This window comes from Collinsella ureilytica (assembly GCF_019795105.1).
Lineage (GTDB): Bacteria > Actinomycetota > Coriobacteriia > Coriobacteriales > Coriobacteriaceae > Collinsella > Collinsella ureilytica.
In genome coordinates, this window is the sequence record NZ_JAIMFO010000006.1 from 219325 (window position 1) to 242635 (window position 23311).

Genomic DNA, 23311 nt, shown 5'->3' on the forward strand with positions numbered 1-23311 from the left:
GGCTCGGTCTTAGAGCAGATCCCAGACCTTATACTCCTCGTCAAGCCAGCCCTCGTCCTTGAGCTTAACCACGGTCTCGTCTACCACCTTAGAAAGGTCTGAACCCTTCTTGGTCGCAATGCCATAGTCCTGAGAACCAAACTCGATCTCGGGCTGCAACAGCTCACAATCATCGGTGGTGTAAGTCTTGAGGGTGGAGCGATCCATAGCAAAGGCGTCAACATTCCCTGCATCCAGAGCAGACTTGATGGACGGATAGTCCGGGAACTCCTTAAACTCAGGCTTGGCGTCCAAGCCCTGATCAGCAAGCATCTTCATCAAAAGATCCTTGGTGGTAGAACCCTGAGAGACACCAATGGTCTTGCCATCTAGGTCGCCCATCGATTTCATACCGGCAGCCTTCTTCACCAGCACACCCACATGGTCGGTGCGATAAGGAGTAGAGAAGTCCCAGCTCTTCTTGCGCTCATCAGTAATGGTATAGGTCGCGCAGATAATATCGAGCGTATCGTTATCAATAAGAGGTCCGCGGGTCTTAGGAGTTACGTCAGTAAACTCAACGAGCTCCTTCTCTTTTGCCTCCTCATAGCTCACACCAAGCGTAGCAGCAGCAATCTGATAGCAAAGATCAATCTCAAGCCCCTGATACTTACCCGTTGCCGTATCGAGCAGGCCATAGCCTACCACGTCTTTTTTAACGCCAGCCTTCAGCTTGCCGCGAGACGTAATGGTCTCCAGCTTGGAGCCAGAATCAGACTTTGAGCCTCCGCAGCCGGTCAGCGCAGAAATGCCTGCCACGCTGAGTGCTCCCATACCAGCGACCTGTAGAAATTGACGACGTGAGAGTTTCATATCCATACCCCTTTCTAGGTATTACTTCTGGCAGCACCGCAATGTGCGGCAAGGTATTAGTGAAGAATCTTCGCGAGGAAATCACGGCACCTCGGGTTTTGCGGTGCAGTAAAGAAGTGATCGGGCGTGCCTTCTTCTAAAATCTGCCCATCATCCATAAAGATGACGCGATCTGCCACTTGGCGAGCAAAACCCATCTCGTGCGTAACGCACATCATGGTGATATTTTCTTGCGCAAGCTCAACCATAACATCGAGCACTTCTTGAACCATCTCAGGATCCAGAGCACTCGTGGGTTCATCGAACAGGATGATGGGCTGCTTCGTGCACAGTGCTCGGGCAATTGCTACGCGCTGCTGCTGGCCGCCGGAAAGATTTTGCGGATACTCCCCCGCCTTGTTTGAAAGCCCAACGCGCTCAAGGGCTGCCATCGCAATCTTGTTCGCCTCGGCTTTTTTCTTCTTCTGCAGCTTAATGGGAGCCAAGGTGAGGTTGCCCAAAACCGTCATATTGGGATAGAGGTTGAACTGCTGAAATACCATGCTGGAATAGCGGCGAGCCATCTCTAGATGGTTTTTGCGGGTGAGCGTTGTACCATCAATAATGACCTCACCCGTTGTGGGCTCTTCCAAAAAGTCAACGCAGCGAATAAGCGTGGACTTACCCGAGCCTGAAGGCCCAATAATAACGAGCTTCTCACCCTCTTTAACGTTTAGATTCACGTCTTTTAATACGTGAAGATCGCCAAAGTACTTGTTGAGCCCTTTAATCTGGATCATATCTGCCATGAAGATGTTCCTTCCCGGATAACGCTGCCGGACAGAGGGCGTTGATACAATCTGCATCACGCCAAACCACGCCGTCAGGCTTCCCAATCCATCATGTATGGCTTCGGACACGTCCCCGCACTATGCATGACCTGCAAACTTACGAAACAGTGGCCGAGCCCGGTGACGCAGGTGCAGCTTATGCGTTCGGTTGATTATACCCCATGCGGGTCTACGTGCCCGAATTCGCCATTGAATGGAAATATCACGAGGTCAGGTGCGCAGAAGACTTTGCCTCGCAGCGTTTGGCCAACGAGGCAAAAATTACGGAATTGAATGTGGGCGCTACGCGCATACGCAACGAAACCCTTTGACGCGACCGCTTATCGCCCCGCCAGCACACAACGAAAACCTTCGCGCACATCGCTCAAATTATAATGACCGTCGGTTTAAATTTCTCGCACGCAAGATGCGCAAACAGATATGACATCGCGTCACGCACGCCCTGGACAAACAGAGATGCAGAGGCTTTATGCCAAGCGCTCTCCCAATATGCGAGCAGCGGCAGGCTTGTCAAAATTTCCACCTGTTGCCCCGTGGAGCGCGCCCATGACCTGACCCATTTCACGCTTGGTTGTGGCACCCGTCTCTTCAAGCACACGGCTGATGAGCTCCTCAAGTGCCTCACCAGAAACCTGCTCGGGCAGCATCTGCTCAAGCATTTCAATTTGGGTAGCCAGCAGAGCTGTACGATCAGGATCGTTTCCTGCCTGTTTTGACATCTCGAGCGTCTCGCCCGTCTGTTTAATAAGGCGCTTAATCATCGCGTCAACATCCGCCTCAGAAGCCTCGCGCCTCTCGTTTACTTCGATATTGGTTACCTCTCCCATAACCTGGCGAATGATTGAAAGCCTCGGCTTATCCTTTGCCTTCATAGCGGCGATCATCTGGCTCTTAAGCTCTTCTTTTTTCATCTCACACCTCGTGTATCAAACGGCAGCGAGCGAGTACACATGCTCAGCCCGCACCCGTATCAGATATTTAGACCTGCAAACAGTTCAGTGAATCACACCTACTTCTGCTCTGAGTTTTCCTTACCAGCGTTCACCTCAGTGGACGAGCTCACCTGAGCCGAGGAGTCTGTAGTATTTGGAGAAGCCGGGTCAGGCTTGCTCTCGTCGAGCGGACTCACACCCTCAAGACTCACGTTATAGGGCACATTCTCTGGCATGGGATTGATCTTAAGATCAGCCTTCTTAAGGTAGTCATCCATCCACGCGTTATAGTCCTCAGTCTTGGAGCGCGTCTTTAAAACATTGGCAATATAGGTACGGAAGCTCTCAGGCAGCTGATCAATCGAGGTTGCTCGATCAGAGAGCTGTAATACCTCAGTGCACTTAATGAGATGGAAGCCATAGGTGGTCTCAACCACATCGCTCACCTGGTCTTTTCCAAGCTGAGCTAAGGCTTGTTGATACTCAGGCACAAACGAGGTGAGCTTATCCCAACCCACGTCTCCGCCAGACTCCTTTGAGCCCGTATCATCGGAGTTTTCCTTCACGGCGTCCTCAAAAGAGATCTCTCCAGATCGGATCTGCTCAAGGATCTTTGTTGCTTTTTCACGTGCTGCAGTCTTGGTAGCCTCATCGGCTGAAGCATCGACCTTTATAAGGAGGTTTTCAGAGCGGCGCGCATTGTTGTACGTATCAAAACCCTCGTTAAAGAAGGTAATAATCTCGCCGTCCGTTGGCTCACGATCAGGTGCTACCACGTCGCGGAGCTTGTCTTGCAGCAAGCTCTCGCGCAACGACTCGCGGAAACTCTTCTCGGTATTACCGGTGGCCTGCATCATTTTCTTAAATGAGTCCATGCCGCCGTACTGCTCAACAACCTTCTTATACGACTCATCGATCTCCTCATCAGAAATCGTCACATGATTCTCGTGTACTGCCTGCTTGGTGAGGAACTCTTTTGCAATGCTCTTGATGACCTGTTCTCGATAGCTCTCAGGCGTCAGACCTTGCTGCACCAAAAAGCTCGCCCACACCTCATCCTTCTCAAACCCACCAGTCATCTTGGCATTCATAATCTGCTTGGTAACGGTATCCTCGGTAATATTTGTTCCGTTTACCACAGCCGCAACACCACCGGTGAGCTGGTAGCTTTGCTTTGAGCTGATTTGGTTGAGCACGCCAGAGCACGCCATGGCAGTTACCGACAGCAACATGGCAGCCGCGCCCACAAGAGCAAGAATAATCTTGCCTGTTTTTGATAGGCCAGCCTTTACCTGCTTGCGATTTGGCAGGCGCTTCTCAGAAGCGGCGGAAACGGTTTCGGTGGAATGATCGCGCTTGATCTTCATAGATGAGACATTCCTCTCATGGACGGGCAGCATGCTCTGGGCAGATGTTCAGAGTTGGATTAATTGTCGCACAGCAAACGTGGCGAGCGTTGAGGCACGCTATACCTGTGGCGCAATCTCCACAGTGCGATCTGACCGAATGCTCACACGTCCCTCACTCAGCATCTGCACGACCCGAGGATACACATCATGCTCCACGGCATGGATGCGCTGAGCGAGCGCCTCTGCGTCCATACCCTCATCAATCGTCACGGGTGTCTGAGCAATAATTGGGCCTGCGTCATAGGCTGCATTGGCAATATGTACGGTCACGCCGGTTACCTTCACGCCACGAGCAAGGGCATCCTCAATGCCATGGGCTCCTGGAAAGCTCGGCAAGAGTGCAGGATGTAAGTTAATGATGCGATCCGGGAAGCTTATGAGCAGCGGCGCGTGAACCTTGCGCATATAGCCAGCCATAACCACATAGGCCACACCAGCTCGATACAGCTCGGTGGCTATCACCTCATCAGCCATAATGGGATCTTTGTAAATCTCTCGCGATAAGGTGAGTGTTTGCAGCCCCGCTGCCTCAGCTCGCTTAAGACCAGCCGCATCAGGGCGACTTGCTACGACGAGCTTGATTTCTGCATTAAGTGTACCTGCAGCAATTTGGTCAATCATCGCCTGAAGATTGGTACCTGAACCGGAGATCAAAACAGCGATCGGTAAGGGCTGCATGACATCGCCAGCAGCTCTGCGCTCGGCAATACCTTGCTGCAGATCATTGCTGCTTAACGAGCCGGGCGCAAGCTCAGCGAGCGTCTCCCAGCTCCCGTCCCACGTAGTCGTTTCTGAGCGCAAAAGACCAACTTGCTCTTGAGTTACCGCATCTGCACGAGCCTGATCAACCTCTCGCTCAGCAGCTCCGCTATAAAACAAATCGCTCGGCAGCGCGTCTGCCGGAAGCCCCGCCTCCTCAATGAGCCGACGATACTCTTCATCAAGCGTAGACATGTAGTTCCTCTCACATACAACTGTGCATACCCTTATGCCTGGTCGGTATAGCGCACCTCGCCCGTACCATCCACGCAAACACCGGCGCGGAATACCTGTTCACCAGCGGCGCTTAACGCCTCAGATACACGCGCTTCATCCTCAGGAGCCACGATGAGCATAAGGCCAGCACCCATATTGAAGGTACGGCAGGCCTCATCAAGGCTGAGCTGAGCGGCGTCGGCAATATAGGTAATAATGGGCGGAACATCCCAACCCATCGTCTTGCTCCCGCGATTCACTAAGGCATCGACATTTCCCGGCAAAGCTCGATTGAGATTTTCAGAAATGCCACCACCGGTAATATGGGCAAGCGCGTGCACCTCCACACCAGAGCGCAAAAGATCGAGCACCGGCCGCACATAGATTCGAGTGGGCGCGAGCAAGGCATCGGCCAGCGAACTACCACCAATCTCAGCAAGGGACTGCTCCAGCTCTTTCCGCTTCGCTTCCGCCTCAGGTGTACCTGGCAAAAGACCATCCACTCCCAGTACACGCCGGACGAGCGAATATCCGTTGGAATGAATACCTGAACTTGCAAGACCGAGGATTACATCCCCTGCCTGTACATTCTCTACCTGCAGCATCTTTGGTCTGTCGACCACACCAACAGTAAAGCCAGCGAGGTCATAATCATCTGCGCGCATTACACCAGGATGCTCAGCCATCTCTCCACCAATAAGAGCACAGCCTGCAAGCTTGCACCCTTCTGCCACGCCAGAAATAATCTTGGCCATATGCTCAGCCTCAATGTGGCCAATGGCAACATAGTCTAAGAAAAATAAAGGCTCAGCACCTGAGGCCAAAATGTCGTTCACGCACATGGCAACCAGATCCTGGCCAACGGTATCGTGACGATCAAGCAGTTGAGCTAACACGAGTTTGGTGCCCACACCATCGGTACCAGAGATCAGAATCGGATCTTCCATGTCTTTCAAGGCAGCAGCGGAAAAAAGCCCACCAAAGCCGCCGATACCACCGATCACCTCTGGACGAGCCGTTTCTTTCACCATGCGCTTGATCGCATCAACCGCTCGCGCACCTTCCGCTGTGTCTACCCCTGCGTCTTCATAGGTAATATGTCCGACCGAATCAGCCATGAACTCCCCTTTCACCTGCGCAAACACGAGCTAATACTACCATGTGCCCCGTTGAGCAATCACACGCCATACAGAAAGTTGCCCCTCTTACGAGCTCTGATGTGCCAGCTCCCAGGTGCGATCCTTCCCCTTTTGAACAACCGCATCTTCGTCTACCACGGCGTCCTCTCCAAGGTTGCGCGGACGATACCCATCCATGAACTTCTCCCGACCAAATGTTTCAGGAATTGCCACGGGATAACATCCCGTAAAGCAGGCGGCACAATACGAACGCTCAGGCATACACCTGAGCAGTCCTTCCATAGAGAGAAAGGCGAGTGAATCTGCGCCGATCATCTCGCAGATCTCATCAACACTTCTGCTGGCACTAATAAGCTGAGACTGAACATCGGTATCAATGCCATAAAAACACGGCCAGATCACTTCAGGAGAATTAATACGTACATGAATCTCGCGGGCACCAGCCTGGCGAAGCATACGCACGAGTTGCACCATCGTCGTACCGCGCACGATTGAGTCGTCAATCACTACCAAGCGCTTGCCCGCAATGGTATCGCGCAGTGGATTGAGCTTCATGCGCACACCCATGGAACGAAGCTCTTGAGTGGGCTCGATGAAGGTACGGGCAACATAGCGATTCTTGATGAGGCCTTCGCCAAACCGCAGGCCGCTCTCATGCGCAAAGCCCTCGGCCGGCGGCAGGCCAGAATCTGGCACACCAATAACGAGGTCTGCCTCAGCCGGTGCCTCAATTGCTAGTTGGCGACCCATATCATAGCGGCAGGCATATACCGACTTACCATCCATAATGCTATCGGGGCGAGCAAAATATACCTGCTCAAAAATACAACTTGCTCCCGGGGTTTCAGCAGGAACGCCCTGTTCAGATATCAAGCCTTCGGCATTCACACGCAGGATCTCTCCGGGTCGCACATCACGTACGTACTCGGCTCCCACAATATCTAAGGCGCAGGTCTCAGAAGCCACCACCCAGCCGCCAATGCCTACCACCGGCTCATCTGCCGCAGCAGCCGCCGGATCTCCATCAACAGGCAGCGTTGAGACGGCCTCTAGGTCGAGCTGATCGAGGCCCTGATCCACCAAACGCCCTAATACCAAGGGGCGAATTCCGTGCGGATCGCGAAAGGCATACAAGGCTTGTTCAGTAATGAGGGTCATTGCATAGCCGCCACGGACGATCTCCATGGTTTTTCGAATTCCCTCGCGTAAGTGGCTCGTGCGCTGTGTAAAGTAGCCAATCAGCTTCGCGGCTACCTCTGAATCCGAATTAGAAAGAAAGGGAACTCCCAGTTCAATGAGCTGACGGCGCAGCTCATCGGTGTTCACCAAGGTGCCATTATGAGCAAGTGCGATGATCACATCGTTGATTGTTGAGAGATGGGGCTGAGCTGCCTCCCAACTCTTCGCTCCCGCCGTGCCATAGCGCACGTGCCCAACGGCCACATCTCCTGCTAGAGCAGAAAGATCCGCGTCAGAAAAGACCCGGCCTAACAAGCCAAGATCTTTGCGAACCATAACCGTTCCGCCGTCTCCCACTGCAATACCTGCTGACTCTTGGCCACGATGCTGCAGGGCACGAAGACCAAAATAGGTCAGACGAGCAACACCGCGATTGGGAGCCCACACACCAAAGATACCGCACTCCTCATGGAGCTCATCGCGCTCAAGATCATCTGCTGTCGCACAAAGAGCCTGCGTACGCGCAGCAGCCAATTCAGCCGCACGGACGGTTTCTTGAGACATAACTTCCCCTCGATCAGATCGGATGATCTAAAAACTACTCGTGCACCATCTTGCACACGAAGCTTAACCCTCGTTGCTGCCCTCGCCTCCCGCAGCTTCTCCAGCGTTTTCACCCTCGTGAGTCTGGTCTGGACTTGCCGGAGCGCGATCGGTCTTCTTATCCACCGAGCACACCATCACTGCTCGCGTGGTACGCGGAATAATCTCGCCTGCGCACGTAATGAGTGAGAATACCTGCTTGGTAGATCCAATACGACTTTCAGCGTCTGGTGCCTGAGCCTTCGCCTTGGTAAGACCATCGCGTAGATAGTCTTCCAAGCTCTTCCCATCGCCAAAATTGGGCACGCGGGCATCGTTATACGTGTCTTCAACCTGCATGGTATAAAGCGGCGTACAGGTATAGGTTGCATCACGCGTGATGTAGTAGACCGTCTTGATGGTATTGAAAGCGTCCTGCTTGAGCGTCTGGTCAATATAGTTGAACATGCTGCCATCATTCATATGGTGGCCATACACAGTTGTTTGCTCGTCCATCATGCCCGGAGCTGCATTGTCCATATCCATAAAGATCGTGCCGGACCCATTGCCCGAGCGATCGAAGAGCCGATATAGATAGGTCTCGTTATCGTTGGTCTTCACAATGGGATAGTTGATCACGGTATTTGGAACATAGATCCAGCCCACAATATCGGGGTTGATCTTGGAAAGCTCATCGAAATCAACCTGGGGCAGGCCATCGCCCTCTTTATCCTTTACCGCATACTGCTCAAGCTGCTTATAGGAAGCCTGCGCCTCACGATACCCAAGCTGAGCGTGGATAAAGATGCCACCAGCTACCAACAACAGAGCTATGCCTACGACAATCAAGATAGTTGAGATGATGTCGCGCGGCCCTTTGCCTTGCTTATTTTTCGAAGGCCTGCCATACGTGGCTCGCGACGCTCTCTCTTTCTTTGGAGACTGGGCATCGGAGGCGGTAGCAAAACGCCTACCCGTTGACCTCGTGACCGGGCGTACGCCTCGAGCCTGCGTGTGCGCGGTGGATTCAGATACACTCCCGTGAGAGGAGCGAGCAAAGCGTGAACCACCTGCAAGGCGAGCTCCAACAGGCTTGATCCCAGCTGGGTGAGCACCTGCCGGTCGCCCACCTACGCTGCCTGCAGACTGCCCAGATGCCTTATCTGAGCTAAAGTGACGACCCCCTACAGGGTTTTCAGGTTGACTATCAGAGCGAAAGCGCGTCATCGCGGATCTCTTTCTCGTAAGGAATACAACAGCGGGCAGACTCTACCCGCACACGCACGTGTTATGCCTCAGCCATCTGCTGCTTGAGCTCAAAGATGCGCTCGCGATACTCAGGCATGCCAGTGCCTAAGATCTGAGCAGCATAGATTGCAGCGTTTTTAGAACCGTTGATGGCCACACATGCCACCGGTACACCGGAGGGCATTTGTACCATAGAAAGCAAAGAATCCATGCCGCCTAAGTCCGAGGTCTTCATGGGAACACCAATGACAGGCAACGGTGTATATGCAGCAACCACGCCTCCCAAATGCGCTGCCTTACCTGCGGCAGCAATGATGACCTTTATGCCACGATCAGCTGCGGTCGATGCCCATTCGTGCACCTTAGCAGGACTGCGATGAGCACTTGCAATGATGAGCTCATACAGGATACCCAGGTGATCAAGCTCCTCGGTGCACTTCTCCATAACAGGCATATCGGACGTAGAGCCCATGATAATACCCACAAGTGGAGTCTTTCCGGTTTCAGCCATACTTCCTCCAGTTATACGTTGAGCGTACCTGCACATACGATAGTACAGAGAACTCATCTGTCCCAGGCTCTCATCTTCACATCCTCAAAGCCCCCACTCATAAGGAGGGCTTATTTGAAAAGAAGAAAGGAGCCCCGAAGGACTCCTTTCTGTCATACCCTGTGAAGCGAGATTAGCTCCGGCGACGGCGAGCTGCCCACAGAGCTCCCATACCGCCAACCATAGAAACTGCAACTACAACCAAGGAGTTACCCCCGGTTCTTGGCAGCTGGGACTTAGCAGCTGACTTCTTACGGCGAGGCCGCTTAGTCTCATCCTTCTTCTTAAAGCGTGCTACAAGTGTCATATCAGCAGATACGGGCTTGGAGAAATCGAAGAGCGTGCCATCTGGCAGTTCCCAACCAACGAACCTATAGCCCTCGCGTGTAGGTGCCGTTGGGACTGCAAGTTGCTTTCCATCAGCAACCTGTACCTCGTACAAGAGCTTCTCGCCATCCATAAAGCGAATCATAAACTCATGCGTCTCGCTTGAGCCAGGTGTGTGAGGATCAGGCGTCTCACCCGTGTTCGGAGTCTCACCTGGGTTCGGGGTCTCGCCTGAACCCGGCTCATCGGTTGAAGGATCATGCGGCTTGCCTGGATCGGGAGTCTCGCCTGGATCGGGCGCGTCCTTCGGGAAGACGGGTTGCTCAGGCAAGGCCGGAGCCTGAACCTTTGAAGCGGCACCGATTAAGTAGATCTCGCCGACCTCTGGAGCCGCAGCTCCACCATGAGACCAATCGATCACCACACGCTGAGCAACCTTGCCACCAAAACCAAAGTCCTTCACCCTGCCATCAAGGTAGCCAAGCTCAACACGATCTGTCTTGGTGTAGGTGTTATCGGTATACAGATCAGCATAGACCCGGGGTTCCTCGATCTGCGCTTGAGCAGACACATCGCGGCGGACGCGGTGCGGAGCAGCAGACGGAAGCGAAATGATGCGCACGCCCGTCATGGGTTTGTCATCTGAATCAAGCGGCTCAGAAATGCTATAGGTAAGTGTCTTGGTCGTATCGTCCTCACCGGTAGCGGTTTTACCAGAAGAGACCCACGTTGAATTCAGATCACCATCGATGGCGTTATGAGGACTGTGTCCACGCTCTTCGAGGCTCGACGCGCTGATGTCGGCATCGCGATAGTTTGAAACATACTCACCGTTGTTAATCACAATCTCGCTTATCTCAACCCAGCGCTTTGAGAAGCCAGCGGTGAAGCGCAGGCGCAGGTAGCGAGCCTTAACCGAAAGCGGATCGGTGCCGTTGGGATCTTGAACATTCCCCTTCGTTGCCTCGGTCTTGGGGCTTGCGGTGTACATATAACCCGGATTATCCGCATCGTGCGTCAACCACGGGGCGTCTTTGGCGGTGGCCGTTTGCCAGCCGTCTTCAGATACCGGCGTTGTTCCATTGATTGATAGCACGGGCGTCCAGCTCGACTTATCCATCGACGCCTCAATGACACCGTTGCGGACGGGATCTAGGCTTGCCTCAGTAATATAGTACGCAATTGAGTTGATCTCTCGCTCCATACCCAGGTCGAACACAATCGTGTCATCAGTACGCGGTGTTTGAGCGTTTTTCGCAGCGGTAGAAAGCTTGCCGTCAAAGATGGCGTTGACATCCATGGCATCCGTGCGGCGAAGCGTTGATGAAGCATCGATGGATGGATCGGTGGCAAACGCGTAGCTGAGTGCGAAGTTTTTGAATGCAACGTTGCCATCTTTTTTGCCCATACGCACACCGACAAAGCGAGCAGTCTGCGGCTTGTTTGCAACAAGTGGCGTCCACTCAAGACGATTCACTGATGCGACCAACTGAGCCCCATCAGGCAGGGTCGTAGCATGCGGATTCACCATCACCTGAGTACGAACTGCACCAAGATCGATAGCAAGATAGGTATTGGCCTTCAGCTCCACCGTACCATCGTGAATGCTTCCCGAACCATTCCGGACTTCTCCAGAAATTCCCGGCTCATCGGAAGCATCAGACACAATAGCTCCTGCATCGCCGGTGCTCTTACCAGCGGCAGACATAATTTCTGCCACCTTCCACCAGCGATCAGTTCCTTGTGTTGCACGAACACGAATCGCCTTTGCAACTACGTTGGGGAAACGAAGTTCTTGAACTGCCTCACCAGAAATATCGGCGAGCTTATGCCAGGAGGATCCATCCTCGGTGTACTCAAGAGCACCAGCTACCAGCTTATCGCCCGAGTCCTGCACCAAGCGCACAAAGCCGATGGTTTTTGCCGGCTCATAACTCACCATCACGGCATCGTTCGTCTGAATATTGCCATTGTTGTGGTGGAACCAGCCATAGGTTGACTCACTACCGTCTACCACACGGTCAACTGAGTTGGAGTTGTACACATTCAGGCCAACCAAGCTAGCCGTAGCCTGAGACTCTGGAGCAGGGGCAGTGGGCATCGGATCAATGCCGCGCTGTGCGCGCTCGGTAACTTCTTTATTGAGCGCCTTCACAAACGGCTTGATATAGCGGTTACCCACCGAGGCATACTCGGTGTGATTGACATACGGATATCCGTGTCCGTCCATGGCCATATAGGCAGCACGGGCAGCAAAGTAACGCTCGGCTAGAGCCGTGGCATCATTGGTGAGCGAGGCCTCATAGGCATCAAAATACCCAATGGCAGCTGTGCACATATCGCGCCACGCTCCCATGAAGGGCTCAATCTGAGCAGCCATAGCGGCGTTGCCTGGATCTTTGGTGTAGGCATCTACGTGTGCAAGCAAGCTTGAGAAGAGTGCCTTGCCCTCAGCAATATCCTCAGCAGCTAAAGAGCCAGAAGTAAGCTTGGCACTCAGCGCCTCAATCCGAGCACGCACTGAGCGCGCACCTTCGACTACCGGACGGCCATCCACATCGAGCTCCGACTCTTCAGAAACGAAGTCGACCCCACCGCCTTTGTAGTAGCGCATATTGTTTGAGAGTGCCCGCAACGCATTGGAGGCCTCGGTGGGAAGAGGTGAGCCGTGATCAACATAGCTAAAGGAGTCTTGCCAAACCTGATCAGCGTGATCGTAGCTCTTCCAGAGGTTCCAACTAAAGTCTGCATTCATAAAGATGCCGGCCTTAGAAGGCTCAGACTGCTGCATGGGATTCAGCACAACGCCCTTCACAGATCCCGGGCGCACATCGTCACCTAAGGCGTTTTTGTAGCCTCCCATAGAAAGGCTGTTCTTGGTGTTATCGGTGCACGGCCAGTTGATCCACATGAAAGGAGCTACACCAGAGGTGGACTGGAAGCGGGTCGTAAAGCTATTCGTTGCCTTGCCCCATACGCGGCCACCGGTGTTGATGACCTGAATATTCGCTGGCAAGTTGGCATACCAGCCCTCGCCAAAGCCCATGTAGTTCACCGGGCAGAAAATGATCGTGTCTTTAAGACCGGGATACAAAAGTTGACCATCTTGGCCGGTAGCTTGTTGCTGGGTATGAACCCAATCGGTCATATCGCGCAGCAAGCGTGTATACAGATCAGCACCTTGGTTACGTGCATCGTCTGCCAAGATACAGATCTGGCGCACACCATGATCCATGACCTGCTTGAACTTTTCCTTCAAAATAGGCACGGTCTCATCATAGTTTGCGCTGGTAATGGGGTTGTGCATAAAGGGATGCAAGGCAAACACAAAGCGGCATTTTGAATTATTGCCAGCCGTTGCCAGAGGCTCGATCTTCTCAACAAGCTCTTCGTCAGTATAGGGATCACGCCAAGCGCTATTGTGCTTAGGGTCATCTTTCGGGGCGTACATATAGGCATTGAGCTTGTAGTAGCCACCCCACTTCATAAGGTTCACGCGATCCTCAGTGCTCCACGGCTCACCGTAGTAGCCCTCAATAAAACCGCGCGTAATAATGTCTGCGTGATCCTCGAGCGTCAGGGTGCGAACTGATGCACCGTCGAGTTGCTGGAAAATCTGATAGAGGGTGGAAAGGCCATAGAAGGCTGCATCGGTATCTGCACCAATCACAACGATCGTGGCCGACCCATCCTTGTTTGCCAAAATGTCTAGGGAGTATGCATCGGTTTTGGCAAAATGCTCTGCCGGATGAGAGATGCCTGCGGCCACGAGCGTACGCTCAGCTACCCCTTGCGCAGTTCCATCTTTTGCCACAATGCCGACCAGGAGGTTCGTGCCCTCTCCTGCCGCATTTGCAACCGTGCCTTCAATGTTTTTGACGCGCAAGGCTTCCGTGGCTCGAGCCTGCGTTGCCTCATCAATGCCCGCGTCAAAAACAAGGGTAGCCGTTGAACCTAAGGTAGCGGTACCTTCGTTATACGTTATATCGTGCGGAGTAGGATAGATCTGATACTCACTGGTCTCTGCAGCTGCCGGTCGCACTAAAACAAGGGCGAAAAACGCCGTTAGCACCGTGAACGCAAGACGTGCCGCGCGCGTAAACGTGAGATGCCTGCCCATGGGTCTCCTTCTCCCAAACTCCTGCCGCAGACGCTTGTGAATCTGCGCCAGGATCGATATATCTTCCCAACATACGGATAAAGCAAGTGTAGAAATGCGCGCGTAGATGCTGAGGTCTGTCGACCCGTAAACGGTTGATTGGACGCGGTGAATGGCAGGTGGTATGGGCAGATAAAGCCAGCAGGTATGGTGGAAATCATACCTTCTGAGCTCTCAGTTCGTCACCTCTGATTCGTTTTCTTTGATTTTCTTCCAGTATTATTCTATTTTATTGTGATGTTGTCGTTAGCATGATCATGGCAGAGACACGCCTGAGAGGAGATGAGATGGCCTGACATGAAGCTGCGATGCCTTGACGGGTGGCTGAGGTATGCCTGGCAGACGACGCGATGCGCCTGAGAGGAGCTGAATTTCACGACAATTCAGGTGAGCTATCGATCTCCATCTCGCATAGGGGGTTTAATTTAGTACATTTATTGCCCTCGAGGCAACGATTTGACGCGAAGTGCGGGCAAAAATGCTCCTCACGACACCAAAATGCACGCACGGTATATGGGAGCGACGCATCCGCTCAGAAGGGTGCGGGAAGCATGAACACACGTGTTCGCGAGCGTACGTATGTGATCACACACCCACAACTACGCACACCGCATAGGCAAGAGGTGCACACACCGCAGCCCAACGCACTAGCAGACACGCACGCGTGTGCGAGTAGTGCACACACGCAGCTCCACGTGTGGCATAAACTTAGGCGTGCGTAAACGTACCAGCCGCGCAGGCACGATCACGCACACAGAAATGCAAGCGCACCCGCAAAACCATTTCTCTCGGCTTGCCACGCGGGTACGCTTGCGCTCATATAAACAAACGTGATGGGGAAATCAAAAAACAGCTCGCCCTACTTCAACGGTACTGCAGCCTCTCCCAGTAAGGAAATCAGGAGGCAGCTCCCCTACCTTAGCGGTGTCGCAACCTTTCCCAGAGGGAACTCAAAAGGAACTTTCCCCGAGCTCAGCAATGCTGCAGTCTCTCCCAGTAGGGAAATCAGAAGACAGCTCCCCAGGCAGGTAAATCAAAGGCTCTCTCTACCTTAGCTCAGCAGTGCTGCAACCTTTCCAAGGGTTGTCTCAAAGCTCACACCGCGCATCTCATACTCAGGCTGGTCACGGGTAACTTGCATCGCTTCACGCACCAGCTCTCCTGCAAATGCCACGCCTTCATCAAGGCTATGACCAGCAAAGACGGCAGCGCAAAGCGCGCTTGCAAATAAGTCTCCCGTTCCATGGAGCATATACGGCAATAACTCGCCAGCAACCTCAACAGGCTTTCCGCCATCGCGGTCAGCACATGCAAGGTAGTTACGAATGATCGACTCATCGCCTCGAATAATACCTTTTAGCACCACAGCACCAGCGCCCATATCAAGCAGAGCATCGGTGATACGACGTACTTGTTCAGACGAAATATCTTGGCCTTCATACGCAAGACCAGTAAGGATTGAGGCTTCCGTGAGATTTGGAGTCAGGATATCAGCACCTGCAACCAGGCTCCGCATTGCCTCACACATCTCATCGGTATAGGTGGGGTAGATCTCTCCAGCGTCTCCCATTACGGGATCCACAATGCGAAGAGCGTGGGGGTACTCCGTATAGAGACGACGAATGATTCCTACCTGCTCAGCCGAACCTAAAAACCCTGAGTACACGCCATCAAGATCTACCTGTTCTTTTCTCCATGCATCAAGATAGTCCGACAAAATCTCGGTCGTATCATGCATATAAAAGGTAGGGAACTTGGTATGCGCACTAAAAAGTGCTGTTGGCACCGGGCATACATCGATACCTGCTGCAGAGAGCACAGGTATTGCCACCGTGAGCGAACATTTCCCGTAGCCGCACATATCGTGTACAGCGGCAACGCGCGGGATATACGTCCCACGTCGGTGGTAGAGGACGGCAGAATCGCCGCCTGCAATTCGGCTGGTCATGGATTCCTTCTTTCATCCGCGGACTTATGGACCTGCGTACGAGCGTTCAGGATAGCACGATCAGCATGAGCGGGCACTGTGTTTTGATCTGTTACATTTCTTTAGATGCGGCTCTGCTCTGGTGGGTTGAGGTGAGGCTCTGAGCGTGCGGCTCTGGGCTGGTGGTTCTGAGCACTTCCTCCTAGCTCATCTCTAGCGCGGCTTTGACACTGCTGACTGGAGCTGCGCTTGGCGCTTTTCTCGAGCGCTTCTTCCTAGCCTGGCTCTGAGATTTTCTCTAGCTCTCGTATCTGAGCACTTCTTCCGAACGCAGCTCTGAACTTTCCTTGAACGCATTTCGCCTGCGGTGCTCTGCGCGCAGCTTCCTGCCGCTGCTCGACAGCTCATCTCTTAACACAGCTCTCTAGCGCCGCTCTGCCCATTTCTTATCGGGCTTTTTCTCTGGCGCTCCTCCCCAGAAGATCTCTGATCCATGCAGGAGATGCTCACGGCGAACCTCATCGAACTCTTTGTCAAGCTTGCGCTGGGAGATACCCTTGTATTCAATCAGCGAGCTCACCGCGTTCACCTGCTTTTGAATCCGAAGGGCAGTCTTGTCATCCATACCAATGATCTTCAGCTGCCAATTAATATCGCCCGTAAATGCAGCGCGTTCTTTTGTCCAGATAAAGGTAAGAATGGGACGACGCTGCCCCTTCGCTTTCAGAAAACCAAAGAACTGATCGGTTTGATAGCTTCCATCCTCATGTACGTAGGCAAACACGCGATAGGTAACCCGATTAATCTTGTCATTGAGCAACGCATTGGTAGCAAGAGCTGCTGCTTGAATCTGTGAGTTTGAGAGCAGCTCAAGCTCATTGTGCGAACGGGTATCGGTGACCGAAACCTCTACCGCACCCGTTTTCTCATTTGCTTCGTTAACTTCAAAGGTCTCTGGAAACTGGGTAAATCCATTTCCCCATTCCACACCGCTTTCAAGGGCATGGCGTACCGAGTCGGTAGTGGCACTGGCAGACAAATTGGCGGTATTTAACCGGCGGCTCACACCATAGCCCACCTGCAAACCAACAATGAGCAAAATAGCTGCGATAATTACCACAAGTGCGGTACGAGAGATTGCCTCACCTGTGCGCGATCCGGAAGGATCTGCCATTGAAAGCGGATCAACCTGCGGCAAACTACCGGCTTTGGCCGCACCATCTACCTGCGGGTTAACCACACCCGTCTCATCAAGTTGAGAGAAGAGCTCGATGACTTCCTCATCGCTAAGCTTCGATGTTTTAGCCACCATACCTCCCACAACACACACGAAACTCCCTTGTTCAATTGCCTGCCTAATTAGAGGCGATGAGCAATTGCGTCACAGGCAAGGGCACCTACCACGGTTTTTGCATCTTCAATCTTGCCATCAAGCACCGCATCGATGAGCTCGGTTAAAGGCACGAGATCCACGTTTACAAACTCATCCTCATCAGGCGTGGCACCATCAAAGGTAAGGTTTGTTGCCATAAAGATGTGGATGATCTCGTCACAAAAACCGCAGGTAGTAAGAATGCTGGTGAGATGACGCATCTTGCCTGCTCGAAAACCGGTTTCTTCATGCAACTCACGCGCGGCACATACCTCAGGATCCTCGCCAGGATCAAGCTTACCTGCTGGAATCTCAACCGTTACCCGATCAATTGCTGTGCGATATTGGCGCACCAGGGCAATCTTTCCTGTCTCTGTGAGCGCAACGACCGCCGCCGCACCTGGGTGGCGCACGACATCGCGGGTGGTGATGCGGCCATTTGGTAGCTCAACCTTCACGGTGCGTACATCGAGGATTCTCCCTTTCCAGGATGGCTCCTCGTCTAAAATTGTTTCATGCAGGGCAGCATCCTCAGGATCCTCATCCCCAAGCACGAGGCCTACCTCTTCGGTATGAGCCTCACTCTCTTCGTCGACGATCTTTGCATCTCTGGGCGTCTCCATGCCAGTCTCCTTGCTCGTCCCCTCATAACCACACGTATCAGCAAACTAAGCTGCTTCTCAGCTGCTACCTATGCCCAGGCAGATCGGCCAGCTAAGGCGCGAACACCAATATCGCGGCGCAGAGTCTTTCCCTCAAAACCAATGAGATCACAGGCTTCATACGCCCTCTCCCGCGCTGCCTCAAGGCTTGAAGCAACAGCGGTAACTGCCAACACACGCCCGCCGGATGTAATGAGATCACCCTCATCCGTCAGGGCAGTTCCTGCCTGATATACCGTTATCCCCGGAAGCAACGATGCCTTATCAATGCCTGAGATACGCTTGCCACACTCATACGACCCAGGGTAGCCCGCACTCGTTAACACCACGGTCAGTGCAGACCCCTCGTCCCAAGAAAGCTCAATCTCGTGTAAGCGCTGATCAGCAACGGCAAGCATCACATCTACGAGATCGGTTTTTAAGAGCGGTAGTACCACTTGCGTCTCTGGGTCTCCAAAGCGTGCATTAAACTCGAGCACTTGAGGTCCTTGAGGAGTGAGCATAAAGCCCCCGTACAAGCAGCCTCGATAATCAATGCCCTCATCTGCCATGGCTGCAACCGTACGCTCCATCGCATCAACCATGGCTTCATACTCAGCGTCTGTCACAATCGGAACAGGGCTATAGGCACCCATACCACCGGTGTTCAAACCCTCATCACCTTCAAGCGCACGCTTATGGTCTTGAGAGGTGAGCATCGGATACATGCTCTTTCCATCTATAAATGCCAAAAGCGAGCACTCAGGACCGGTGAGCATCTCTTCAATCACAACCGTTGTTCCAGCACTTCCAAAAGCACCCGAGAAACATGAGTGAATGGCCTCTTCCGCCTCTTTGGTATGGTCAGCAATGATCACACCTTTGCCAGCAGCGAGACCATCGGCTTTGACTACCACCGGATGAGCATGCTCGCGCACATACGCAAGAGCTTGATCCTCATCGGTAAATGAAGCCCAGGCAGCAGTAGGAACCTCTGCCCGATCCATCATCTGCTTTGAAAAGCGCTTTGAGCCCTCGATTTGAGCACCAGCAGCACCTGGACCAAAACACGGAATGCCTTCGTTTCGCACCGCATCTGCCACGCCAGCAACAAGAGGGGCCTCAGGGCCGATGACTACCAAACCACAGCCGGTCTCCCGCGCAAATGCAGCCACCTGCTCAGGGTCTTCCGCATTCAGCGCAACGTTTTCTCCCACCTCAGCGGTACCACCATTGCCCGGAGCAATATAGAGAGAGCCACAGCGTGGGCTCGCAGCAAGTGCAAGCGCTAAGGCATGCTCTCTTCCTCCGCTTCCAACAATGAGAATATCGATGGGGTCGCTGGTTTGCTCGGTGGCGCTCATGATCACTCCTTGCAGGTCAGGATAAAAGCCGGCGAGCCTCTCCGCCGTAGGCAGCGAGACTCGGACAGATTTAGCGAATAATGGTCTGCTCGCGGGCAGGACCTACCGAGACATACGAAACGGGAGTATGCGCCAGTTCCTCAATCAAGCCCACATAGGAACGAGCCTCTTCAGGAAGCTCATTAAAGCTCTTGCATCCCGTGATATCACACTTCCAACCAGGTACTTCCTGGTAGATGGGCACCGCTTTATCAAAGCGATCCTGATGCTCGGGAACGCAGGTATAGCGAATACCCTCACACTCATAGGCAATGCAGACCTTGATCGTGTCAAAAACAGAGAGGACATCGAGCTTGGTGAGGGCAATATCGGTCAAGCCATTTACTCGGGCAGCATAGTTTGCGATGACGCCATCAAACCACCCGCAGCGCCGGCGGCGACCAGTGGTAACACCGTACTCTCCACCTTCTTCGGTGAGGGTGTGTCCTGCTGGATCGGAATCATAGTCAAGCTCGGTTGGCATAGGACCTGAGCCAACGCGTGTGATATAAGCCTTCATGATTCCTAAAATGCGATCAATATGACCCATACCAACGCCTGAACCGGTAACCGCTCCACCTGCCGTGCAATTGGACGAAGTTACAAACGGATAGGTACCATGATCAATATCGAGCAGCGTTGCTTGAGCCCCCTCAAACAGGATGCTCCCACCAGACTCTGCTAGGTCGTTTAAGATCATGCCCGTCTCTGCAATATACGAACGCAGCTGCTCTGCATACGGCAGGTACTCATCACAAATTTCTTGAACCGTATAGGTTGGGAGCTGATAAATATACTCAAGCTCGGGATTTACCTTAATTAAAGCTAGCTCAAGCTTCTCGCGAAAGCGCTGTTCATCGAGCATGTCTTGCATACGCAGACCAATGCGATCCATTTTATGCTGATAGCACGGTCCAATTCCGCGTTTGGTAGTACCAATCAGTTTCTCACCAAGCCGGTGCTCAAAGGCACCATCGAGCGCGATATGGTACGGCATGATGATATGCGCGTTACCTGAAACCTTAAGATTTGCAGTTGAGATGCCATCATGCTCAAACATGGCAATCTCTTCAAGCAAAACTTTGGGATTTACGACGCATCCATTACCAATAACTGAGAGGCAGTCAGGATACATAATGCCTGATGGAATTTGGTGCAAGCCATACTTACGCTCGCCTACTACGATGGTATGCCCCGCATTATTACCGCCTTGATAGCGCACGACGGCATCAAACCCAGGTGCGATGAGGTCACAGATTTTCCCTTTGCCCTCGTCTCCCCACTGGGTTCCAACCAGCACCGTTGATCCCATGCCATCTCCTTGATCGTTAGCTCGCACTCAGACCTTTACGTAGATACCCAAAAGATCTGATCCAAGGCACTTACCGGCCGCGCTTTGGCATACCTATTATAGAGGCAAGATGCGCGAGTGGGCTTAATTTGGCTCCTCGCACATATCAAGGGGCGAGCGTTCACAATTCTCCAGCTTTGGTGAGGGTAGCGTCTGGCGCATACGGTGCAGCGCTCGCACTTCATACAGTACGAATCGCGGCGACACTACTACACTTCTCGGTCGCTCAGCTCAAAGAACTTGGTTGAGGCTGGCATAAAGACCAGATCAACATCGCCAATCGGGCCTGAACGGTTCTTGGCCAAAATAACGCGCGTAATTCCTTCATCAGGTCGATCGTCTCGAGCGGCTTCTTGCTCAGAGCTCGAACGATCCAAGAACATAACAATGTCTGCATCTTGCTCGATAGATCCCGATTCGCGCAGGTCAGAAAGTTGTGGACGTTTACCGGTTCGGCTCTCTACCTGACGGGAAAGCTGGGAGAGCGAAACGACGGGTACCCCAAGCTCTTTGGCCATGATTTTTAAGGCGCGAGACATCTCCGATACCTCAACGGCACGGCTCTCAGCGCGTCTGCCTGCCGGAGGGCTCACAAGCTGCAAATAGTCTAGGATCACGATCGATTTCTCGCGGTTGTGCAACATACGCCTCGCTTTTGCACGAATCTCGGTCACGGTCGTACCCGGCGTATCATCAATCAAAATATCGAGTTTTGAGAGCTCTTCGGTTGCTTCATTAATATTTGCCCACTCCTGGGGTGAAATGCGCCCGGTTCTAAAGTTGGACATATTAACCTGAGCGTGTGCGCAGATAAAGCGTTGTGCGATTTCTTTTCCACTCATCTCAAGCGAGAAGAATCCAACGGTATATCCTTCTGCAGCAGCATTGAGCGCGAGGTTTAAGGCGAATGAGGTTTTACCAACAGCTGGGCGAGCACCAATAATGACCAGCTGTCCCTCACGAAGACCCATGAGCATACGATCAAGGCTCGGATATCCCGTAGGCACGCCTTGGATTTCTCCCCCTGCATTTGCTACTTCTTCTGCCTCTTGATATGCCTCGATCATAAACTCTTGCAGAGGCTTATATGAGCTTTTTACCTCACGCGCGGTAACAGACAGCAGCATGCTCTCAGCACGCTCAATAACCTCTTTGGTATCGGTTGGAGCATCGTATGCAAGGGCATTGATTTGATTGGTCGCACCGATGATCTCGCGCAGCATGGCATCGCGGCGAATGATTCCGGTGTGGTGTTGCCAGTTTACAAGGGCGAGCGTATTCCCAATCAGCTCGAGGATATACGCCTCGCCACCCACTGCAGCTAACTTATCGATCGAGGTAAGGTAGTCGATCAGGCTAATTGAATCGATCGGAAGGTTCCGCTCATACATATCATGCATCGCAGAGAAGAGCGTGCGATTTGCCGGACGATAAAAGTCATCGGGCATAAGCTCAACCAAGGCCTCTTCGACGACCTCATGTGCCAAGAGCATGGCTGCAAGCACGGTGGCTTCCGCCTCAAGGTTATGGGGAGGTTGCAAGCGAGCACCGCGCTCAGCAACGCCTGAAGGTGCCCATGCGTATTCTGCTGCATCCATACGAGACCCCCGCGTGTCTACCTGCATGTTAAAACTCTGGCTCACTCGAGCCTGAGCTTACGACCTTTGATGCTCACTTGTGCATCTGCCGTGTGTCTTGAGCCGCACTCTTATATGCCCGTCACACCTACCACAAGAGTAAACATCTTTCTCACTGCTTCCATTCTTGCCCACACACTCAAAGCTAAACAAGCAGAGATTACGCCTGCAGCCTTTTCGGCACGGAGCGAGAAAGGGTTTCCATGGTAGGAAGGGTTGCGTTGTTACGCAAGTCACGCACTCCGAGGCGGCTCGGTGGATGCAGGTTTTCACAGAGCTGGTGCATCGGCGTGCCACGTATGTGCCCTATAACAAAGCGGTCAAAATGTTTTCAAAACAGTTTACTGACTTCATCTTCCACAGAGCACTGGGGATAAGCTTGCCGCAAACGAGCGGGGGAAATGATACTTATCAACACTTTCCACAGGAGATCTCTGCTGGAGGAAAAGTTTTCCACAGGCTCATCGTTAGGCCTGAGACGCTTCTTTTTACACCGACAGGTAGCAATGCTGGATGATACAGGTATATGTGTATTTCGTGAAACAGCTGGTAAACGTATTCAAGTATTCCTTGAAACTCATCGCGTTTCGTCTTTCCTATGGTCAGAGCGTTGGTGTTAGGAATTATGAGGGTTGCGTGCTCTGTAGCCACTATTCCACTTCTTACGGTTTCTACCTGTGGAAATCTATCACCATCTAAAAGTCAAGCAGAATCGCGCAGAGCATACTTTGGTTGAATCAAGCGCGTGTCATGTCACCATTAAGCCAGTGTGCTGTGCCCAAGGTGACCACAATACGA

General features: G+C 52.8%; 16 protein-coding genes. All 16 read right to left on the minus strand.

All coding sequences use genetic code 11. The features are described 5' to 3' along the window. Window positions 1-9: 9 nt before the first annotated feature. The gene (locus K6V98_RS05290; RefSeq protein WP_222199483.1) at window positions 10-852 is read right to left on the minus strand and encodes a transporter substrate-binding domain-containing protein; all 843 of its coding nucleotides are present in this window, start codon (window positions 850-852) and stop codon (window positions 10-12) included. Between the two features lie 56 nt (window positions 853-908). Beyond that, window positions 909-1640, minus strand: coding sequence for an amino acid ABC transporter ATP-binding protein (locus K6V98_RS05295; RefSeq protein ID WP_306792772.1), 732 nt, complete (start codon window positions 1638-1640; stop codon window positions 909-911). A 509-nt stretch (window positions 1641-2149) separates the two neighbouring features. Then, window positions 2150-2593 carry a GatB/YqeY domain-containing protein gene (locus tag K6V98_RS05300; RefSeq protein ID WP_222199484.1) on the minus strand — a complete coding sequence of 148 codons (444 nt, stop codon included), beginning with the start codon at window positions 2591-2593 and terminating at the stop codon, window positions 2150-2152. A 98-nt stretch (window positions 2594-2691) separates the two neighbouring features. Continuing rightward, window positions 2692-3981, minus strand: a complete 1290-nt coding sequence (locus K6V98_RS05305) for a peptidylprolyl isomerase (RefSeq protein WP_222199485.1) — start codon at window positions 3979-3981, stop codon at window positions 2692-2694. 99 nt (window positions 3982-4080) lie between these two features. Then, a complete protein-coding gene (gene purN, locus K6V98_RS05310; protein WP_222199486.1) occupies window positions 4081-4977 on the minus strand; it encodes a phosphoribosylglycinamide formyltransferase in 897 nt (298 codons plus the stop codon). 32 nt (window positions 4978-5009) lie between these two features. Then, window positions 5010-6116 (minus strand): phosphoribosylformylglycinamidine cyclo-ligase, encoded by a 1107-nt coding sequence (gene purM / locus K6V98_RS05315; protein WP_222199487.1) that lies wholly within the window; start codon window positions 6114-6116, stop codon window positions 5010-5012. Window positions 6117-6203: 87 nt separating this feature from the next. After that, entirely contained in the window at window positions 6204-7880 is a 1677-nt protein-coding gene (purF, locus tag K6V98_RS05320; RefSeq protein ID WP_222199488.1) for an amidophosphoribosyltransferase, read from the minus strand. A 63-nt stretch (window positions 7881-7943) separates the two neighbouring features. Beyond that, complete coding sequence (locus K6V98_RS05325) at window positions 7944-9125, minus strand: class B sortase (RefSeq protein WP_306792773.1); 1182 nt, start codon at window positions 9123-9125, stop codon at window positions 7944-7946. A 61-nt stretch (window positions 9126-9186) separates the two neighbouring features. Further along, a complete protein-coding gene (gene purE, locus K6V98_RS05330; protein WP_222199489.1) occupies window positions 9187-9657 on the minus strand; it encodes a 5-(carboxyamino)imidazole ribonucleotide mutase in 471 nt (156 codons plus the stop codon). Window positions 9658-9829: 172 nt separating this feature from the next. Then, the gene (locus K6V98_RS05335; RefSeq protein WP_222199490.1) at window positions 9830-14143 is read right to left on the minus strand and encodes a beta-N-acetylglucosaminidase domain-containing protein; all 4314 of its coding nucleotides are present in this window, start codon (window positions 14141-14143) and stop codon (window positions 9830-9832) included. A 1090-nt stretch (window positions 14144-15233) separates the two neighbouring features. Then, entirely contained in the window at window positions 15234-16130 is an 897-nt protein-coding gene (locus tag K6V98_RS05340; RefSeq protein WP_222199491.1) for a pyridoxamine kinase, read from the minus strand. A gap of 403 nt (window positions 16131-16533) precedes the next feature. Beyond that, complete coding sequence (locus tag K6V98_RS05345) at window positions 16534-17418, minus strand: hypothetical protein (protein WP_222199492.1); 885 nt, start codon at window positions 17416-17418, stop codon at window positions 16534-16536. A 50-nt stretch (window positions 17419-17468) separates the two neighbouring features. Continuing rightward, on the minus strand, window positions 17469-18104 hold the full coding sequence (locus tag K6V98_RS05350) for an NUDIX domain-containing protein (protein WP_222199493.1): 636 nt from the start codon (window positions 18102-18104) through the stop codon (window positions 17469-17471). Window positions 18105-18172: 68 nt separating this feature from the next. Further along, complete coding sequence (gene purD, locus K6V98_RS05355; RefSeq protein ID WP_222199494.1) at window positions 18173-19486, minus strand: phosphoribosylamine--glycine ligase; 1314 nt, start codon at window positions 19484-19486, stop codon at window positions 18173-18175. A gap of 70 nt (window positions 19487-19556) precedes the next feature. Then, complete coding sequence (locus tag K6V98_RS05360) at window positions 19557-20837, minus strand: adenylosuccinate synthase (RefSeq protein ID WP_222199495.1); 1281 nt, start codon at window positions 20835-20837, stop codon at window positions 19557-19559. A 248-nt stretch (window positions 20838-21085) separates the two neighbouring features. Continuing rightward, window positions 21086-22474 carry a replicative DNA helicase gene (dnaB, locus tag K6V98_RS05365; RefSeq protein WP_222199496.1) on the minus strand — a complete coding sequence of 463 codons (1389 nt, stop codon included), beginning with the start codon at window positions 22472-22474 and terminating at the stop codon, window positions 21086-21088. Window positions 22475-23311 lie beyond the last annotated feature (837 nt).

Excerpts from the sequence above, each read along its gene's own strand:
- purE (WP_222199489.1), bottom strand. The coding sequence starts at position 9,657 with ATGGCTGAAACCGGAAAGACTCCACTTGTGGGTATTATCATGGGCTCT.
- K6V98_RS05340 (WP_222199491.1), bottom strand. The coding sequence starts at position 16,130 with ATGACCAGCCGAATTGCAGGCGGCGATTCTGCCGTCCTCTACCACCGA.
- K6V98_RS05305 (WP_222199485.1), bottom strand. The coding sequence starts at position 3,981 with ATGAAGATCAAGCGCGATCATTCCACCGAAACCGTTTCCGCCGCTTCT.
- purF (WP_222199488.1), bottom strand. The coding sequence starts at position 7,880 with ATGTCTCAAGAAACCGTCCGTGCGGCTGAATTGGCTGCTGCGCGTACG.
- K6V98_RS05295 (WP_306792772.1), bottom strand. The coding sequence starts at position 1,640 with ATGGCAGATATGATCCAGATTAAAGGGCTCAACAAGTACTTTGGCGAT.
- dnaB (WP_222199496.1), bottom strand. The coding sequence starts at position 22,474 with ATGGATGCAGCAGAATACGCATGGGCACCTTCAGGCGTTGCTGAGCGC.
- K6V98_RS05360 (WP_222199495.1), bottom strand. The coding sequence starts at position 20,837 with ATGGGATCAACGGTGCTGGTTGGAACCCAGTGGGGAGACGAGGGCAAA.
- K6V98_RS05335 (WP_222199490.1), bottom strand. The coding sequence starts at position 14,143 with ATGGGCAGGCATCTCACGTTTACGCGCGCGGCACGTCTTGCGTTCACG.
- purD (WP_222199494.1), bottom strand. The coding sequence starts at position 19,486 with ATGAGCGCCACCGAGCAAACCAGCGACCCCATCGATATTCTCATTGTT.
- K6V98_RS05290 (WP_222199483.1), bottom strand. The coding sequence starts at position 852 with ATGAAACTCTCACGTCGTCAATTTCTACAGGTCGCTGGTATGGGAGCA.
- K6V98_RS05300 (WP_222199484.1), bottom strand. The coding sequence starts at position 2,593 with ATGAAAAAAGAAGAGCTTAAGAGCCAGATGATCGCCGCTATGAAGGCA.
- purN (WP_222199486.1), bottom strand. The coding sequence starts at position 4,977 with ATGTCTACGCTTGATGAAGAGTATCGTCGGCTCATTGAGGAGGCGGGG.
- purM (WP_222199487.1), bottom strand. The coding sequence starts at position 6,116 with ATGGCTGATTCGGTCGGACATATTACCTATGAAGACGCAGGGGTAGAC.
- K6V98_RS05350 (WP_222199493.1), bottom strand. The coding sequence starts at position 18,104 with ATGGAGACGCCCAGAGATGCAAAGATCGTCGACGAAGAGAGTGAGGCT.
- K6V98_RS05325 (WP_306792773.1), bottom strand. The coding sequence starts at position 9,125 with ATGACGCGCTTTCGCTCTGATAGTCAACCTGAAAACCCTGTAGGGGGT.